16 protein-coding genes are annotated in these 16,900 nt (G+C 70.1%); 9 read left to right on the forward strand and 7 right to left on the reverse strand.

Going from position 1 to position 16,900, the window contains the following annotated elements:
• Nucleotides 1-36: 36 nt before the first annotated feature.
• The 5 genes from ABZ564_RS11005 (at nt 37) to ABZ564_RS11025 (ending at nt 6,762) form a co-directional block, all read left to right on the forward strand.
• Nucleotides 37-1,797, forward strand: coding sequence for a hypothetical protein (locus tag ABZ564_RS11005; RefSeq protein WP_360853088.1), 1,761 nt, complete (start codon nt 37-39; stop codon nt 1,795-1,797).
• A 166-nt stretch (nt 1,798-1,963) separates the two neighbouring features.
• Nucleotides 1,964-2,353, forward strand: coding sequence for a hypothetical protein (locus ABZ564_RS11010; RefSeq protein WP_360853091.1), 390 nt, complete (start codon nt 1,964-1,966; stop codon nt 2,351-2,353).
• Nucleotides 2,350-4,149: an alpha/beta hydrolase gene (locus tag ABZ564_RS11015; protein ID WP_360853094.1), complete on the forward strand. Its 1,800-nt coding sequence runs from the start codon at nt 2,350-2,352 to the stop codon at nt 4,147-4,149. Before ABZ564_RS11010 ends, ABZ564_RS11015 begins: the two co-directional genes overlap by 4 nt.
• Before the next feature lie 641 nt (nt 4,150-4,790).
• A complete protein-coding gene (locus ABZ564_RS11020) occupies nt 4,791-5,786 on the forward strand; it encodes a bifunctional lytic transglycosylase/C40 family peptidase (RefSeq protein WP_360853480.1) in 996 nt (331 codons plus the stop codon).
• Between the two features lie 241 nt (nt 5,787-6,027).
• A complete protein-coding gene (locus ABZ564_RS11025; RefSeq protein ID WP_360853097.1) occupies nt 6,028-6,762 on the forward strand; it encodes a phosphatase PAP2 family protein in 735 nt (244 codons plus the stop codon).
• A 205-nt stretch (nt 6,763-6,967) separates the two neighbouring features.
• Here ABZ564_RS11025 and ABZ564_RS11030 read toward each other — a convergent pair whose 3' ends face one another.
• Both ABZ564_RS11030 and ABZ564_RS11035 read right to left on the reverse strand, forming a co-directional pair.
• A complete protein-coding gene (locus ABZ564_RS11030; RefSeq protein ID WP_360853100.1) occupies nt 6,968-8,560 on the reverse strand; it encodes an FAD-binding oxidoreductase in 1,593 nt (530 codons plus the stop codon).
• A 42-nt stretch (nt 8,561-8,602) separates the two neighbouring features.
• A complete protein-coding gene (locus ABZ564_RS11035; protein WP_360853103.1) occupies nt 8,603-8,776 on the reverse strand; it encodes a hypothetical protein in 174 nt (57 codons plus the stop codon).
• A gap of 387 nt (nt 8,777-9,163) precedes the next feature.
• Here ABZ564_RS11035 and ABZ564_RS11040 point away from each other — a divergent pair, with 387 nt between their 5' ends.
• Nucleotides 9,164-10,024 carry a hypothetical protein gene (locus ABZ564_RS11040; RefSeq protein WP_360853106.1) on the forward strand — a complete coding sequence of 287 codons (861 nt, stop codon included), beginning with the start codon at nt 9,164-9,166 and terminating at the stop codon, nt 10,022-10,024.
• Between the two features lie 137 nt (nt 10,025-10,161).
• Nucleotides 10,162-10,356 carry a hypothetical protein gene (locus ABZ564_RS11045; protein ID WP_360853109.1) on the forward strand — a complete coding sequence of 65 codons (195 nt, stop codon included), beginning with the start codon at nt 10,162-10,164 and terminating at the stop codon, nt 10,354-10,356.
• A 10-nt stretch (nt 10,357-10,366) separates the two neighbouring features.
• Here ABZ564_RS11045 and ABZ564_RS11050 read toward each other — a convergent pair whose 3' ends face one another.
• The gene (locus tag ABZ564_RS11050; RefSeq protein WP_360853112.1) at nt 10,367-10,744 is read right to left on the reverse strand and encodes a metal-sensitive transcriptional regulator; all 378 of its coding nucleotides are present in this window, start codon (nt 10,742-10,744) and stop codon (nt 10,367-10,369) included.
• A gap of 200 nt (nt 10,745-10,944) precedes the next feature.
• Between ABZ564_RS11050 and ABZ564_RS11055 the strand changes: the two genes are divergently transcribed.
• On the forward strand, nt 10,945-11,565 hold the full coding sequence (locus ABZ564_RS11055) for a DUF47 family protein (RefSeq protein ID WP_360853115.1): 621 nt from the start codon (nt 10,945-10,947) through the stop codon (nt 11,563-11,565).
• Nucleotides 11,566-11,570: 5 nt separating this feature from the next.
• A complete protein-coding gene (locus ABZ564_RS11060) occupies nt 11,571-12,569 on the forward strand; it encodes an inorganic phosphate transporter (protein WP_360853118.1) in 999 nt (332 codons plus the stop codon).
• Nucleotides 12,570-12,688: 119 nt separating this feature from the next.
• Here the strand turns inward: ABZ564_RS11060 and pstB are convergent, their stop codons facing one another.
• The 4 genes from pstB to pstS all read right to left on the reverse strand — a co-directional run bounded on the left by pstB (nt 12,689) and on the right by pstS (nt 16,821).
• The gene (gene pstB, locus ABZ564_RS11065) at nt 12,689-13,465 is read right to left on the reverse strand and encodes a phosphate ABC transporter ATP-binding protein PstB (protein ID WP_360853121.1); all 777 of its coding nucleotides are present in this window, start codon (nt 13,463-13,465) and stop codon (nt 12,689-12,691) included.
• 27 nt (nt 13,466-13,492) lie between these two features.
• On the reverse strand, nt 13,493-14,578 hold the full coding sequence (pstA, locus tag ABZ564_RS11070) for a phosphate ABC transporter permease PstA (protein ID WP_360853124.1): 1,086 nt from the start codon (nt 14,576-14,578) through the stop codon (nt 13,493-13,495).
• Nucleotides 14,575-15,561 carry a phosphate ABC transporter permease subunit PstC gene (pstC, locus tag ABZ564_RS11075; protein ID WP_360853127.1) on the reverse strand — a complete coding sequence of 329 codons (987 nt, stop codon included), beginning with the start codon at nt 15,559-15,561 and terminating at the stop codon, nt 14,575-14,577. The genes pstA and pstC overlap by 4 nt, the downstream gene beginning before the upstream one ends.
• Nucleotides 15,562-15,687: 126 nt before the next feature.
• Entirely contained in the window at nt 15,688-16,821 is a 1,134-nt protein-coding gene (pstS, locus tag ABZ564_RS11080; protein ID WP_360853130.1) for a phosphate ABC transporter substrate-binding protein PstS, read from the reverse strand.
• Between the last annotated feature and the right edge of the window lie 79 nt (nt 16,822-16,900).

The following is a 16,900-nucleotide window of genomic DNA, read 5'->3' on the forward strand; positions in this document are numbered from 1 at the left end:
GCCCATGATCTCTGGAATCGAGAACCACCCCGCCCGTTGAGCGCCCCGGAAGAGCGCGGAGCGCTCACCTCCCGGCCCTCGTCCGTGTACGCGTGCGCGCTGCGTGTCCAGCGCGCCGAGCCCGAGGGACCGTGGTCCCGGGCGGACGCGGCACCACCCGTACCCCGTTCCGGCCCGGCCAACCGGCCCAGCCGGGACTTCACCCGAACCAGGGACGAGTTGGCCCGCCTGCTCGGGCCGTTGCTGGTCGCCCCGGACGCCGTCGAGGCGGCGGCGGAGGTGCACCGGCGGCTGGCGGCCCTGGACCCACCCGTCCGGCACCGCACCCTGCGCATTCTCATCACCGCCCTGCCGGTGGAGAACCAGGAACGGGCGCGGGCCCTGGCGCGCGTCCTGGTGCGTACCGGCGTCAGCTACCCGGCCGTCTGCACCGGCCTCGCCCTGCTGATCGAGCTGGGCGAACCGGAGGACGTGCCGTACCTCCGCACCCTCGGCGTACTGCGGACCCTCGTGCGCCCCGTCGTCCACGCGCTCGACGCCATCGACAGACCGGCCGCAGCCGTGCTCGCCCTGCGCAACCACAACGGGGCACCCGACCTCCAGCCGCTGCTCGCCGCGCTCGACTCCGGTGACCGTGCCGCCGTACGGGAACGGCTGGTCTCGCTGCCGGGAGACATGGCGCCCGAGTCGGCACGGAGAGTCGCCGAGGCGTCCCGGCTGGCGGAGCTGCTGGCGGCTGTCCATGACCTGCCACCCTCGGAGGGCGGCGAACTGGTCGCCCAGGCAGGGCGGTTGCTGTTCCGCATGACGACCCTGCGCGACTACCAGCCCGAGATCCTCTTCTACCCGGACGCCCCTCGTGCGTACGAGGAACTCGCGCGGGGCGCCGGTCTCCTCCCGCCCACCGTCGACCATCACGCGCTCCTGCTGTCCGCCGTCCAGGAGCTGCGCACGGGGCCCGTCATGCTGCACGACTGGGGCCCCGGGCGCCGGGAGGCGGCGCTGTCGGAGCTGACGGCCGTCCTGAGCCGGCCCGAGTGGCGGACGGTTCCGTCGCACGGGAGCGACGGTCCCGGCGAGCGGAGGCGGCTCGCGTGGATCCAGCGCACGCGGGCGCGGGTACTGCGCTCTTCGTGCGCCCCTTCCGCGCCGCTGTGCATCGAGATCCACGACCGCGACCCCGCCGACCCCGCCACGGTCGAGGCGCGCGTCCTCGTCGACGGGCGTCCGCTCGTGCCGGACTACTTCGGCCGGGGGCCCGCCAACTCGCCCGAGCAGCTGCTGGACACCGGCCTCCTGCGGGCCACGGACGAACCCCGGGAGGTGCAGCTCGCCGAGGCGTACTGCTCCGAGGGCTGCTGCGGGGCGCTGTATGTCACCGTGCGGCGGGAGGGGGACCAGGTCGTCTGGTCCGGGTGGCGCTGCCCGGCTCCGCCACGCGGCAAACGCGAGATGCCCGAGCTCCGTTTCGACGCCGCCGCGTACGACGCCGAGGTCACCCGTGCGCAGAGCGACGACAGCTGGGCGTGGCCGGCCCGCCGGGCCGCCCGGCTGATCGTCGCCGGACTGCGCGGCCGGCCGGACCTCCTCACCCGCTGGAACGTCCGGCTCGGCTGGACCGGCACGGACTTCCACGACCCGGACGAGACGTTGATCAGCCTCCTGCACGACTCCGTGGACGGCTCTCCGGGCCAGCTCCTCTGGCGCATCCCCGAGGACGGCACCCCGCCGCAGGACCGTGCGGCGGCCGCGCTGACCCGGCTGGCCACGGAGGACCCGAGGACGTACGGGCGTTAGCGGCGGTCCACCGTTCGGGTGATCCGTGGATGGGGGGCGAGGCGTTGGCAGGCCAGGGGAGCGGGGCGATCCCCGCTCCCCTGCGGCCGGGCGACCGGCGTGTCGGGGTTGCCGCGTTTGGCACAGTGCCGCTCCACGAGCTTCACGATCAAGAACGGGGCGAACGGTGAGCGGTGCGCGGCTGAGACTGAGCGATCTGGCAGGCGGCGGGACGGGGGGCGGCTCCGCCGCCGGGGACGAGCTGCGGCACAGCGGCGGCGCGTGGTTGCGGGCCGCCGGGGGTGCGGAGGGCATGGGCGCCCATCTCGGTCCCGTACGCGCGGAACTGGCGACGGCGCACGAGGGGCTGACCGCCGGGACCGTCGGTCTGAACGCCCTCGCCGAGCTGGGCGTCGTACAGGAGTCCTGGGCCCGGCGCTTCGAGTCCGCCCGCCGTGAGTGCGGGGCGCTGGCGGGGAACCTTCGCGCGGTGGCGCGGGCGCAGGGCGAGACCAACGAGTCCGTACGGTCGTCCTTCTCACCCGTCGCGCGCCGGACCCACGGGGTCGAGCGATGACGGCGTCGGGCTCCACGCTGACGTGGGCTCAGTTACGCGACCTCAAGTGCGCCGAGCTGGAGGGGGCGGCCGAAGGCTGGGGCAAGGCGAGCAGCCGCGCGGATGCCGGGCGGGACCGGATCGAGAAGCAACTGCTGGCCGCCCTGCGCGAGAACCAGCACGGCGCGGCGGCCGACGCGGCGGTCGGGCGGCTGCGGCAGCTGGGCCGGAACCTGCAGTACGTGTACACCGAGTGCGGTCTGATCCGCACCGCGTTGAACAGCCTCGCGCATGAGATGAGGGTGCAGCAGACGGCGCTGCGGCGTGCGCTGGAGGAAGCGGAATCGCTGAAGTTCACCGTGCACGCGGACGGCTCGGTGACGTATCCGGCCGGGGGCGCGGGCCTGATCGACGGGGCCCCGTTGCCGGGCGGCACGGCGAGGGTGTCGACGGCGCCCGGTCTGTTCCCTCCTTCCGGCCTGGTCGCCCCGAACCCGCACGCCACGAAGGCACAGGACATCGCGGACCGGGTCGCGAAGGCGGTCCGGACGGCCGCCGAGATCGACTGGCGCTTCGCCCGCGTGCTGCGCAGGCTCAAGGCGGAGGAGGGCCTGAAGGTCCCGGACCGCACGTGGACCGACGCGGCGGGGGACGCGGCGGCGGTACGGGATGCCGCGTACGGCTACCTGAAGTCCCGTATCCCGCGCGACGCGACGCCTGCGGCGCGGCGTGAGTGGTGGGAACACCTGACGGACGAACAGCGCGAGGAGTACCTCGCGGTGTACCCGGACCAGATCGGCAACCTGGACGGCATTCCGGCCTTGGTCCGCGACACGGCGAACCGCGACAACCTCCAACTCCTGATCGGCAAGCTGGAGGGGCGGGACGACGAGACGTCGCGCGTGCGGTTGGCGGGGTTGCGGGAGATCAGCCGGCAGCTGAACGAGGGCGGCCAGCCGCCGATGTACCTCCTCGGCATCGGGGACGAGGGGAACGGGCGGGCGATTGTGTCGTTCGGGAACCCGGATACGGCGCGGAATGTTTCGGCTTATGTGCCGGGGTTGAACACGTCGTTGGATGAGGAATTTGCTACGGGGGACGTTAAGCGTGCCAGGGATACAGCGATCGGAATGATTTCGCATGATCATTCGAGTGCTGCGATTACATGGCTCGGTTACGATGCGCCTCAATTTCCAGACGGTCTTGACAGTCTCGATGTAGCTGGGGATGAGCGGGCAGATAAAGGTGGCATGGCGTTCAATCAGTTCATGGGAGGTTTGTCGGCGACGAACGAGAACGAGGATCCACACATGACGGCTATCGGTCATTCGTACGGGTCTCGCACGGTTGGGGCTGCGACGCAGCAGGGTAACGGCATCCCTGGGGTTGACGACATTGTGCTGGTCGGTAGTCCCGGGGTTGGTGTGGACCGGGCAGAGGACCTCGGCGTGGGGAGCGACCACGTGTTCGTGGGCGCTGCAGAGAATGACGTTGTGACCAAGCTTCCGTCGAAGTCGCAGGCGGTTCTAGGGTTGGTCGGCCTGACCGATCAAGGTCCAGCAGGTGCACGTCTCTTTGGTGAAGCGGCTGACCCAGGGGGCGACGACCTGTGGTTTGGGAAAGATCCGGCAAGCAGTTCATTTGGCGCGAGAAGGTTTCCGGTGGACGATGGCCCCGGGCTTTTCAGTGGCGGGAAAATGAATGTCGATGCCCATACGCAGTACTTCGATCCGGACCGGGATTCTATGTCTGCCAACAGTATCGCGCTAGTTGCTGCTGGGAAAGCTCGTGACCTCAAGGCCGAGGAGCATCGATGAAGGCCCGAATTTCAGCATGTGCGGTGGCGCTGACTCTGGGTGTGTTGCTCGCTGGATGCGCCGGAAACGGGAAGAGGGAAGTTATGAATATGCAGGCGGCGGCGGATCACGCGGACGAAATCATGGACGCGACGCTTGCGGGCATCAAACCTGCTGTTCAGTGGGCTCATGGGCCCACGACAACGGGTAGTTGTGACGTTACGCGTCGACGCTCAGTGATGACTATCGTCTCTGAAAAGCGGCGAGGGAACTTCTTGGGTGTAGTCGATCGGGACTGGAAAGAGCGCGGCTACAGGATCAAGGGAATCAATAACGATCGAGACTCGCCGGCAATTTATGCGCAAACAAGCGAGGGGTTTGGGGTGAGCCTCATTTTTGGGGGTGGACAAGCCTTCTTCGAGGTGGACAGTCCCTGCGTGGAGAGGTCCGAGGTGGCGGAGTCCTCGACTCCGCCCAACGGGCCCTCCTACGAAGGGGTCTACCCGTTGCCCCGTCCCAACGTCCGCGACGACTTCTGGTCCTCCGGCGCCCCCTGAGCGCCGCGCGCGCTGATCGTGCGCCCTCCTGACTCGTACACACCGTCGAAAACACCCCCGAACCGTGCCCCGATAGGGGATGGTTGACGGGTGCGTAGATTCTGGTTGGCCGCAGGGGTCGGGGTCGGGGCCGTCGCGTGTTTCGTGGCGTTGCTCGTCGTCGGTACGTACTCCGCTGCCGCCGGGCTCGTCGGGGGTGGGGGCGGAGGGGCCGTCGCGTTGGCCAAGGGGGCCGTGCCGGCCAAGTACCAGGGGCTCGTGCAGAAGTGGGGGAACCTCTGCTCCGCCATCAACCCCGCCCTCCTCGCCGCCCAGCTCTACCAGGAGAGCGGCTGGAACCCGCGCGCCGAGAGCCCCGCCGCCGCGCAGGGCATCGCTCAGTTCATCCCCGGGACCTGGGCCGGGCACGGCATCGACGGGGACGGGGACGGGGACCGGGACGTGTGGGACCCGGCCGACGCCATCCCGTCCGCCGCGTCGTACGACTGCGAGCTCGCCGGGTACGTGAAGAAGGTGCCCGGCGACCCCACGGACAACATGCTCGCCGCCTACAACGCCGGGGCGTACCGCGTGATCAAGTCGGGCGGTGTACCGGACATCGCCGAGACCGAGAACTACGTCAAGATCATCCGTTCCCTGGAGAAGAGCTTCGCCCGGCCCGTCGGGCGTGTGCAGCCCTCCCAGCAGGCGGCCGGGGCCATCTACTTCGCGCAGAAGAAGCTCGGCACCAAGTACCTGTGGGGCGGGAACGGCACTCCCGAGCAGGGTGGGCGGTTCGACTGTTCCGGGCTGACCCAGGCCGCGTACCGCTCCGTGGACATCGAGCTGCCCCGGGTGGCGAACGACCAGTACAACGCGGGGCCGCATCCTTCCCGTGACGAACTACTCCCCGGGGACCTGGTGTTCTTCTCCGACGATCTGACCAATTCCCGTGCCATTCATCACGTCGGTCTCTACGTCGGAGGCGGGTACATGATCAATGCTCCGTACACTGGGGCGGTCATTCGGTTCGACAGGATCGACACGCCGGATTACTTCGGCGCCACGCGCGTGACCAAGGACGGGGCCGCGGCCCTGCCCACCACGCGACCCGCGGTCTGACCTCCGTGTGCCGGTGGCTGGAACTCTCCGTGAAGCCAGGGCCCTGAACTGCGACGTTGTGTCACTCTTCGATAACGTCATGGTGATCATTCGGTGGAGAGTGGAACGTACGCGCGGGGCACGTCGTTCTCTGGTGGGCGCGTGAATGATCGACGTGTACGAACCGAATACACGGGGGTTCGTGAAGGCGGCGCACAGGGACGTGTGCCGACGCAGCAGACAAGACAAGGGGCCGCAGCAGATGGCTGGACTCGCACTGGATGGGTCGAACCCCGACGTCAGCCTGCTCTACGACATCAACGGGCTCGCCAAGTCCGCTCCCACCTGGTTCGACCGGGTCATGGAGTTCGTCGGAGAGTTCGGGATCATGTTCGGCATGGTCCTCGTGGTCCTGTGGTGCTGGTGGAGTGTCCGCCGGCGCGGCACGGCCGAGGAGTCGGTGTCGGCGGTGGCCGGGCTCGTCTGGGCCCCCCTCGCGGCCGGTGTCGCGTTGCTCATCAACATTCCGATCCGCGGATTCGTGGAACGGCCGCGGCCGTTCAAGGACCACTCGGGTCTCGATGTCCTGGTCGACGGGAAGAACGACTTCTCGTTCGTCAGCGACCACGCCACGATGGCGATGGCGCTCGGTGTCGGGCTCTTCGTGGCCCACCGGAAGTTCGGCATCGCGGCCATCGGGCTCGCCCTGCTGGAGGGCTTCTGCCGGGTCTACATGGGCGTCCACTACCCGACCGACGTCATCGGCGGCTTCGCCCTCGGCACGGCCGTGGCGCTGCTCCTCGCCCCTCTCGCCATGATGTTGCTGACGCCCCTGGTGGCGGCCGTCTCCCGGTCCTCCCGTCTCGGCCCGCTCGTCCGTTCGCGCCGGCCCCGGGCCGCGGCCTCCGGCGGCCAGGCCGAGGCGCTCGGCATCCCCGAGCCCCGGCCCGGTTCGCGCGGCGGCGGCTCCGACGGGGAGAAGGGTCTCGCGGCCTGACGCGGCCGGAGACCGGCAACCCCGCGTGCCCCGGAAGCCATCGGCCTCCGGGGCACCGGTGTTTCCCGGGCCCGCGTCGGCCCCCGTCCGCGTCGGCCCTCCGCCCACCCCGGCCCGCGCTCGCCCCGGTCCCGTCCCCCGCTCTCACCCCGGCCCTGTCCCGGTCCCGTCCCCGGCGCACCCCCCCGCGAGTCCGCGAGCCCTCTTACAGACCCTGCGGGTACGAGAACAGCCCCTCCGGGTCGTACCGCTTCTTCACCTGCTCCAGGCGCGTTGCCGCCGAGCCGTAGTACGCCTCGCGCCAGTTGGTCAGGGACGGGTCCGGGTAGTTCTGGTACGCCGCCCCGGAGGCGTACGGGCGCATCGCCGCGTGGGCGTCTTTCAGCCAGTTCTGCTGGGCGGTGCCCGGTGTGCCGGGGCGCCAGGCGCCGATGTACTGGGCGAGCATCCGGGAGCGGCGGTGGACGAACGCCGTGGCCTGCGGGTCGACCCGGTTCACCGCCCCGCCCAGCGCGGTCAGCGCGACCGAACCGCCGCCCCCCTGGCCCGGATCGAGCCGGGTGAACGCCTGGACCGCGGTGAGCAGGGCCGATACGCCCGCCGGGGACAGCGAGCGGTCGTAGAAGTCGGAGGCGGCGGCGTACGTCTCGCGCTGGAGGGCGCCCTGTGAGGTGCGGCCGGGTGTGGTGCCCGGGAGGTGGCACTGCGCGTCCGTGATGCCCGAGCAGCCGGCGTACACGAGCATCGCCTCCCGGTAGTCGCGGCGGCGCAGCGAGACCGAGGTGGCGGAGGCGCCGATGCGGTCGGCGAGGCGGTCGACGGCGTTCTGCAGGTCCTCGTAGGTACCGAGGCCGAACGCCGAGACCGAGACCGTCGGGTCGCTGCCGCCGGGGCCGGCCGCGAGGTGTGCGGCGGACCAGATCTCGTCCGGCTGGTCCGGGCCCCACTCCTGCCAGGCGGTGACGACGTTCCGGGCGAGCGACCACGGCCAGGACATGTAGGCGGTGACGGTCTGTGGGGCGGGGCGGGTACGGAAGCGGAGCTCCGTGACGACGCCGAAGTTGCCGTTGCCCGCGCCGCGCAGCGCCCAGAAGAGGTCGGGGTTGCGTTTGCTGTCGGCGGTCACCGTGCTGCCGTCGGCGGTGACGATGGTGGCGGCGGTGAGGTTGTCGCAGGTCAAACCGTAGGCGCGGGCGGCGACGCCATGGCCGCCGCCGAGGGTGAGGCCGGAGATGCCGACCGTCGGGCAGGAGCCGCCCGGGATCATGACGCCGTCCGCGGCGAGGCCCTCGTAGACGTCGAGGAGCTTGGCGCCCGCGCCGATCGTGCCGTCCCCTTCCACGCGCGAGAGTGACGAAACGTCAATGACCAGCCGGCCGTCGCCGCTCGACCAGCCGGCGTACGAGTGGCCGCCGCTGCGGATCGCGACCGGTAAGGAGGCGCGGCGGGCGAAGGCCAGGCACTCGCGGACGTCGTCCTCGTGCCGGACGTAGGCGACCGCGGCCGGTCTCTGGCCGTCGAAGCGGGTGTTGTAGAGCTGACGGGCGGTCGGATAGGCCGCGTCACCGGGCCTGATCAGTGTTCCGTCGAGGCTCTTGGCCAGTGCGGGCCAGTCCGCCGGTCCGGCGGAGGCGGACCTGGTGGGGGAGGGGGAGGAAGGGGAGGAGGCGGTCGGGGAGGCCGGGGCGGGGCCGGGGGCCGGGGCCGCCGGGTCGGTGGCGTCGCACGCGGTTGCGGTGGCACCGGCGAGGACGGCGGCGCCCGCTGCGAGGAGGGCGCGCCGGTTCGGCGGGCTCATCGGACCTCCGGGGTGGTGAGAGGAGGAAGGGAGGGCCGGTGGTCAGGCCGTGGTGCGGTGTTCCTCGGCGTCCGAGCGGGCCCGGTCGCGGGACCGGCGGGCGGGTCCCGACCAGCCGCAGGCGCAGCGGGCGGTGCAGAACGAGCCGCGTTCGACGGTGGTGGGTTCATGGGCGGGCGGGACCGGCGGGGCCTCGGCGGGGTGTTGGTCGTACACGCGACCACGGTACTGGCCGGGGCGGCCTGTCGGGGAGGGGCGTACGAAGGTGCGAAGGGGCGCGGTTCCGGGCGGGGAGGGGACGGGACCGGGGCGGTCGGCCGGAAGAGCTCCGCGGGCCGGCGCCCGTGTACCGGGGACGGCCGGGCGGGCACGGGCAGGACGAATGTCCAGGCGGCTGTCGGGGCCGTGGCTCTGGGACGGCCGGGTGGGCAGGACCACTGGTCGCGGCGGCCCGGCCGGGAGGGCCGCGGTGAACCGGGGAACGGGCCGCAGGGCCCATGCGGTGCCAATCGGGCCCAAGGACGTTACAGCCGCCAGGGGCTGTCGTTAAGCGAGGCGGGCAGGGCCTCGGGCAAGCGGTACGGCGTTGGGGATGGGCAGGCGATGGTGGTGCAGCAGCACAGGGCGGGAGGCGGGGTGCGCGCCGTGCGTGCCCTCGCCGTGGCGGGCGTGATGGCGGCGGCCGCCGGGTGCGCCGGTGACGGAGGCGCGGACCGGGCCGCCGCCGCGGCGGACGCCCGGGACGGGGCCGTCGAGGTGGTGCGGCGGGCGGCGGTGGTGCTCGCCGGGGAGGGCGTCTCGAGCGCCGAGGTGAGTACGTCGATGGAGACGGCGGCCGGCGGCACCCTGGTCACGATCAGGGGCACGGGGGCGTACGACTTCCGCGCCGGGTCCGGCCGGCTGAAGGTCGTGCTGCCGTCGGACGTGGCGGGCGAGAAGGAGCACCGGCCGATCACGGAGCTGCTGGTCCCCGGCGCCCTCTACATGATGAACCGGGGGGCCGGGGTGCCCGCGGACAAGTGGGTGCGGATCGACACGACGGCGCTGAAGGACGGCAATCTGGTCACCGGCGGGGTGACCGACCCGCTGGCCGCCGCCGAACTGCTGCGTGGCGCGGCGGCCGTGACGTATGTGGGCGAGACGGAGCTGGCCGGGGTGACCGTGCGGCACTACCGGGGGACGGCCGACCTCGGCCGGGCGGCGCGGCTCGCGGCCCCCGGTTCGCGGGCGTCGCTGGCGGCGGCGGCGGAAGGGTTGCGCGCACGGGCCGTGCCGTTCGACGCGTATCTGGACGAGGAGGGCCGGCTGCGCAAGGTGCGCCACCGGTTCAGCTTCGCCAACGAGGGCCCGGCGGCCGAGGTGGTCTCGACGACGCTCCTGTACGGGTTCGGCGTGCCGGTCACCGTACGGCTGCCGGACGAGCGGGACATCTACACCGGTGAGATCGAGCAGGGGCGGGCGTGAGGTGAATCCCGGGCCCCCCGGGCCGCCCACATGCCCTAGCCCCCCGGTGGCGGCGAAATGGTCCGTCCGTGCCATGCGCGGTGCGTATCGGGCTCTCTACCCTGGAAAGCCGGTGACGGCAGTGAGAGGTGAGTGACGTGGTGACGCTCGGGGCCCCGGTCGTATCGGACCATGTGGCGCTCGCCGAGATCGAGCTGTGCGGGGAGTTGATGATCGCGGCGTCGGCGGCGATCGGGGAACGGCTCAGCGCGGACCGTATCGACGAGGTGCTCGATGTGAAGGTGAGCACCGACCGCACCACCGTCCCCCGGCAGGGCCACCACCAGGGCTGACGGGCAGGGATCAGGTGCGCAGCAGGCGGGCGATGGCCTTGGTGGCCTCCTCGACCTTCGCGTCGACCTCGGCGCCGCCCTTGACGGCCGCGTCGGCGACGCAGTGGCGCAGGTGCTCCTCCAGGAGCTGGAGCGCGAAGGACTGGAGCGCCTTGGTGGACGCCGAGACCTGGGTGAGTATGTCGATGCAGTAGACGTCCTCGTCGACCATGCGCTGGAGGCCGCGGATCTGGCCCTCGATGCGGCGCAGGCGCTTGAGGTGCTCGCTCTTCTGGTGGTGGTAGCCGTGTATTCCGCGGTCGTGGTCGGTCACGATCGCCTCGACGGGGGCCGCGCCGGGCGCCGCGTCCGGTGCGGGATGCGTTCCCGTGGCCTCGGTGGTCGTCATTGCTGCCTCCCGTTTTCCCTTTACCCTGCTGTTCACATACCCCTGGTGGGTATATCCTAACGAATTCAACTGAAACGTGACCGGGGTCCCGTGCTGATCACTGTGCCTGATGCGCGACACTGAAGAATGCCGGTTAGCCGTGGCCGGATGATGCGCCTAGCATCAGCCTGACCGAATCCAAAGCACCCCGAGGACCCCACGTGCGCTTTCGTCTGACCCCCAGGGAGACGAGCTTCTACGACATGTTCTCCGCGTCCGCGGACAACATCGTCACGGGCTCGAAACTCCTGATGGAACTGCTCGGGGCGGATTCGTCCTCCCGGGCCGAGATCGCGGAGCGCATGCGGGCAGCGGAGCACGCGGGGGACGATGCCACCCACGCGATCTTCCACCAGCTGAACTCCTCCTTCATTACGCCCTTCGACCGTGAGGACATTTACAACCTCGCGTCGTCGCTCGACGACATCATGGACTTCATGGAGGAGGCCGTCGACCTGGTCGTGCTGTACCAGGTCGAGGAGCTTCCCAAGGGTGTGGAGCAGCAGATCGAGGTCCTGGCGCGGGCGGCCGAACTGACCGCCGAGGCCATGCCGGGTCTGCGCACCATGGACAACCTCACCGAGTACTGGATCGAGGTCAACCGTCTGGAGAACCAGGCCGACCAGATCCACCGCAAGCTGCTCGCCCAGCTCTTCAACGGCAAGTACGACGCCATAGAGGTGCTGAAGCTGAAGCAGATCGTGGATGTGCTGGAAGAGGCTGCCGACGCGTTCGAGCACGTCGCGAACACGGTGGAGACCATCGCGGTCAAGGAGTCCTGAACCACGTGGACACCTTCGTACTGATCGTGACCATCGGCGTCGCGCTCGGCTTCACGTACACCAACGGCTTCCACGACTCGGCGAACGCGATCGCCACGTCGGTCTCCACCCGTGCGCTGACCCCGCGTGCGGCGCTGGCGATGGCGGCGGTGATGAACCTCGCGGGCGCGTTCCTCGGCAGCGGGGTCGCCAAGACCGTCAGTGAGGGCCTGATCGCGACGCCCGAGGGCAACAAGGGGATGGGCATCCTCTTCGCCGCGCTCGTCGGCGCGGTCATCTGGAACCTCGTCACCTGGTACTTCGGCCTGCCCTCGTCGTCCTCGCACGCCCTGTTCGGCGGCATGGTCGGCGCGGCGCTGGCCGGCGGGACGATGGTGCACTGGGACGGGGTGCTCGACAAGATCGTCATCCCGATGTTCCTGTCCCCGCTGATCGGCCTGGTGGTCGGTTATCTGGTGATGGTCGCCATCATGTGGATGTTCCGGAAGGCCAACCCGCACAAGGCCAAGCGCGGTTTCCGCATCGCGCAGACGGTCTCCGCGGCGGGCATGGCGCTCGGGCACGGTCTGCAGGACGCGCAGAAGACGATGGGCATCGTGGTGATGGCCCTGGTCATCGCCGACGTCGAGTCCCCGAGCGACCCGATCCCGGTCTGGGTGAAGCTCGTCTGCGCGCTGATGCTGTCGCTGGGCACGTACGCGGGCGGCTGGCGCATCATGCGTACGCTCGGCCGGAAGATCATCGAGCTGGACCCGCCGCAGGGCTTCGCCGCCGAGACGACGGGTGCGTCGATCATGTTCGGTTCGGCGTTCCTCTTCCACGCGCCGATCTCCACGACCCATGTGATCACCTCGGCGATCATGGGTGTGGGGGCCACGAAGCGGGTGAACGCGGTGCGGTGGGGTGTCGCGAAGAACATCATCCTCGGGTGGTTCATCACGATGCCGGCCGCGGCGCTGGTCGCCGCCGCGAGTTACGGGGTCGTGTACCTGATCTTCGGCTGACGCCCGCCACGCGTCGATGTGGGTCCGCCCCGCTCTCCTCACGGAGCGCGGGGCGGACCCTTCGCCTTGTGGTGGCACCGCCATGCAGCACCCCAAGGCCGTACGGGGGACCGGGCGGATCAGCCGAAGCGGCCGGAGATGTAGTCCTCGGTGGCCTGGACCGACGGGTTGGAGAAGATGCGTTCCGTCTCGTCGATCTCGATCAGCTTGCCGGGCCTGCCGACCGCCTCCAGGTTGAAGAACGCCGTGCGGTCCGAGACGCGGGCCGCCTGCTGCATGTTGTGCGTCACGATGACGATCGTGAACCGCTGCTTCAGCTCGCCGACCAGGTCCTCGATGGCGAGGGTGGAGATCGGGTCGAGGGCGGAGCACGGCTCGTCCATCAGCAGCACGTCCGGCTCGACCGCGATGGCGCGGGCGATGCACAGGCGCTGCTGCTGACCGCCGGAGAGGCCGGAGCCGGGCTTGTTCAGCCGGTCCTTGACCTCGTTCCACAGGTTCGCGCCGCGCAGCGACTTCTCGACGATGTCGTTCAGGGCGTTCTTGCGGTACGAGCCGTTGAGGCGCAGGCCCGCCGCCACGTTGTCGAAGATCGACATGGTGGGGAACGGGTTCGGGCGCTGGAAGACCATGCCGACCGTGCGGCGCACGGTGACCGGGTCGACGCCGGCCCCGTACAGGTTCTCGTCGTCCAGGAGCACCTTGCCCTCGACGCGGCCGCCGGGGGTGACCTCGTGCATCCGGTTCAGGGTGCGCAGGAAGGTGGACTTGCCGCAGCCGGAGGGGCCGATGAAGGCGGTCACCGAGCGGGGTTCCACGGTCATGGAGATGTCGTCGATCGCCTTGTGGCTGCCGTAGTAGGCCGACAGTCCGCTGACGTCTATGCGCTTGGCCATCTGAATCACTGCTGCTTTCCGCTGGCCCTATCGGCCGGCCTTGGGGGCCTTCCAGCGGGCGATGCCGCGGGCCACCAGATTGAGGATCATGACGAAGGCGATCAGGACCAGGGCCGCCGCCCAGGCGCGGTCGTAGGACGCGGTCTCACCGATCTTGTACTGCTCGTAGATGTAGAACGGCAGTGACGACTGGGCGCCTTCGAAGGGGTTGGTGTTGATCAGCTGACTGCCGAAGACCAGCAGGATGATCGGCGCGGTCTCGCCGGCGATACGGGCGACGGCGAGCATGACGCCGGTCGCGATGCCGCCGATCGCGGTCGGCAGGACCACCTTCAGGATCGTGCGCCACTTCGGGATGCCGAGGGCGAGGGAGGCCTCGCGGAGCTCGTTCGGGACGAGCTTGAGCATCTCCTCGGTGGAGCGGACCACGACCGGGATCATCAGGATCGTCAGGGCGAGCGCGCCCATCAGGCCGGACGGTTCGAGGCCAGCGATCAGCATGATCGACAGGATGAAGAGCCCGGCCACGATCGACGGGATGCCGGTCATGACGTCGACGAAGAAGGTGACGGCCCTGGCCAGCGCGCCCTTGCCGTACTCCACCAGGTAGACGGCGGTGAGCAGGCCGAGCGGGGCGGAGATCAGGGTGGCGATGCCGACCTGTTCCAGGGTGCCGATCAGCGCGTGGTAGACACCGCCGCTGGCCTCGGGCCCGAGGACACCGGCCATCGAGTGGGTCAGGAAGTAGCCGTCCAGGCGCTCGGAGCCCCGGCTGATGGTGGTCCAGAGCAGTGAGGCGAGCGGGACGACGGCGAGCAGGAAGCACACCCAGACCAGGCTGGTGGCGAGGCGGTCCCTGGCCTGGCGCTGGTTCTCGACGACGCTGGTGGTGACGTACGAGATCACCAGGAAGAACAGCGCGGAGATCAGGCCCCACTGCACGCGGCTCTGCCAGCCGGCGACGAGGCTGAGGCCGACGCCCAGGGCGATCGCGACGACGGCGAAGCCGAGGGGGGCGAGGCGGGGCAGGGACCGGGTGCTGAGGCCGGCCCTCGGGGCGGTCGGTGCGGGCGTCGGGAGGTCCTGGACGCCGGTGGTGGTGGCGTGGGTCATGCGTTGGCCCCCGAGTACTCCTTGCGGCGGGCGATGATGAGCCGCGCCGCGCCGTTGACCAGCAGGGTGAGGACGAAGAGGACCAGGCCGGAGGCGATCAGGGCGTCCCGCCCGAACGCGTCGGCCTCGCCGAACTTCGCCGCGATGTTCTGGGCGAACGTCCCGCCGCCCGGGTTGAGCACGTGCATCGAGATCAGGAAGCTCGGCGACAGGACCGTGGCGACGGCCATCGTCTCGCCGAGCGCGCGGCCCAGGCCCAGCATCGATGCGGAGATCACGCCGGAGCGGCCGAACGGCAGCACCGAGAGCCGGATGACCTCCCAGCGCGTGGCGCCGAGGGCGAGGGCGGCCTCCTCGTTCATCCGGGGGACCTGGAGGAAGACCTCGCGGCTGACGCTGGTCACGATCGGCAGGATCATGACCGCGAGCAGGATGCCGACGGTGAACAGCGAGCGGGCGACGCCGATCTCGGTCTTCTCGAAGACGTAGGTCCAGCCGAAGAACTGGTCGAGCCAGAGGTTCAGCCCCTCCAGGTACGGCACGAGGACGAGGGCGCCCCAGATGCCGTAGACGATGCTGGGGACCGCGGCGAGCAGGTCGATGACGTACGCGATCGGGCCGGCCAGCTTGCGGGGGGCGTAGTGCGAGATGAACAGGGCGATGCCGACGGCGACCGGGACCGCGATGACCATCGCGATGACGGAGCTGACGACGGTCCCGAAGAGGAGGACGGCGATGCCGAAGACGGGCGGGTCACCGGCCGGGTTCCAGTCGAAGGTGGTGAGGAAGTTGCCCTCGTCCTTGGAGATGGCGACCGCGGCGCGGTAGCTGAGGAACACGGCGATCGACGCCATGAGCACCAGGAGCAGGATGCCGGAGCCGCGCGAGAGGCCGAGGAAGATCCGGTCGCCGGCGTGGCCCGTGGACCGGGGGCGGGAGGGCCCGGCCGGTGGGGTCTGTATCTGTGGTGTGGTGGAAGCCATGGTCTTTCCGGTCTGTGTGGGGGAGCCGGGGCTCCCCTGGCGGCGGTGCACCGGAGGGGCTGGGGGGCGGGCCGGTCCGGAGGGTGTTCCGGACCGGCCGCCGGTCGCTGTGTGACGTACCGCTGGTTACGAGAGGCCGGCGACGGTCTCGCGGACCTTGGCGTTGATCTCCTCGGGGATCGGGGCGTAACCGGCCTCGGTGAGGAGCTTCTGGCCGTCCGCCGAGGCGGTGTAGGTCAGGAAGGACTTGACGGTGCCGAGGGTCTCGGCCTTGTTGCCGGTGTCGCAGACGACCTCGTACGTGACCAGGACCAGCGGGTAGGCGCCGTCGGCCTTGGTGGTGTAGTCGAGGTCGAGCGCCAGGTCCTTGCCGGTGCCCTTGACCTTGGCGGCGGCGATGGCCTTGGAGGCGTTCTCGGAGGACGCCTTGACCGGGGCGGAGCCGCCGGTGTCGATGTCGACCGTGGAGATCTGCTGCGAGGTGGCGTAGGACAGCTCGAAGTAGCCGATCGAGCCGTCGACCTGCTTGACCGTGGAGGCGACGCCGGAGGAGCCGGACGCGGCCTGGCCACCGGGGGCCGGCCACTTCTTCTCGGCCTCGTACTTCCAGTCCTGCGGGGCGGCGGCACCCAGGTACTTGCCCAGGTTCTGCGTGGTGCCGGAGTCCTCGGAGCGGTGGAAGGGCTGGATCGCCTTGTCCGGCAGCTTGGCGTCGGGGTTGAGCTTGGCGATCGCCTCGTCGTTCCACTTCTTGATCTTCGTGTCGAAGATCTTGGCGAGGGTGGGGGCGTCCAGCGTCAGGCTGTCGACACCGTCGAGGTGGAAGCCGATCGCGATCGGGCCGCCGACCATCGGGAGGTTGATGCCCTGGCCGGTCTTGCAGATCTTCTTGGACTCGGCGACCTCCTCGGGCTTCAGCGCCGAGTCGGAGCCGGCGAAGCCGACGGTGCCCTGGTTGAAGGCGACGATGCCCTCGCCGGACGAGGAGGAGTTGTAGTTGATCTCCACGCCGGAGCAGGCGGCCATGTACTCCTTGACCCAGAGGTCCATGGCGTTCTTCTGCGCGCTGGAGCCGGAGGCGCGCAGCTGGCCCTTGGCGCCGTCGCACTTGACGTTGGACGCGGCCTTCGTCGTACCGCCGGTGGCGGAGGTCTCGCCGCTGTTGTCGTCCGAACCGCACGCCGTGAGGACCAGGGCGCCGGAGACGGCGAGGGCACCGAGCGCGGTGGCACGAAGCCGGTTCTTGCGCTGAAGCTTCACTTTCGGGTGTTCCTTCCAGGAGCCGCCGCGGCTGCTGCTACGGGCGGCGTGCGACGCGGGTGGTGCAGTGGCTGAGGTG

Source organism: Streptomyces sp. NPDC019224 (assembly GCF_040632605.1).
In the GTDB taxonomy this organism is placed as follows: Bacteria; Actinomycetota; Actinomycetes; order Streptomycetales; family Streptomycetaceae; genus Streptomyces.

Excerpts from the sequence above, each read along its gene's own strand:
- ABZ564_RS11015 (WP_360853094.1), top strand. The coding sequence starts at position 2,350 with ATGACGGCGTCGGGCTCCACGCTGACGTGGGCTCAGTTACGCGACCTC.
- ABZ564_RS11025 (WP_360853097.1), top strand. The coding sequence starts at position 6,028 with ATGGCTGGACTCGCACTGGATGGGTCGAACCCCGACGTCAGCCTGCTC.
- ABZ564_RS11030 (WP_360853100.1), bottom strand. The coding sequence starts at position 8,560 with ATGAGCCCGCCGAACCGGCGCGCCCTCCTCGCAGCGGGCGCCGCCGTC.
- ABZ564_RS11040 (WP_360853106.1), top strand. The coding sequence starts at position 9,164 with ATGGTGGTGCAGCAGCACAGGGCGGGAGGCGGGGTGCGCGCCGTGCGT.
- ABZ564_RS11050 (WP_360853112.1), bottom strand. The coding sequence starts at position 10,744 with ATGACGACCACCGAGGCCACGGGAACGCATCCCGCACCGGACGCGGCG.
- pstB (WP_360853121.1), bottom strand. The coding sequence starts at position 13,465 with ATGGCCAAGCGCATAGACGTCAGCGGACTGTCGGCCTACTACGGCAGC.
- pstA (WP_360853124.1), bottom strand. The coding sequence starts at position 14,578 with ATGACCCACGCCACCACCACCGGCGTCCAGGACCTCCCGACGCCCGCA.
- pstC (WP_360853127.1), bottom strand. The coding sequence starts at position 15,561 with ATGGCTTCCACCACACCACAGATACAGACCCCACCGGCCGGGCCCTCC.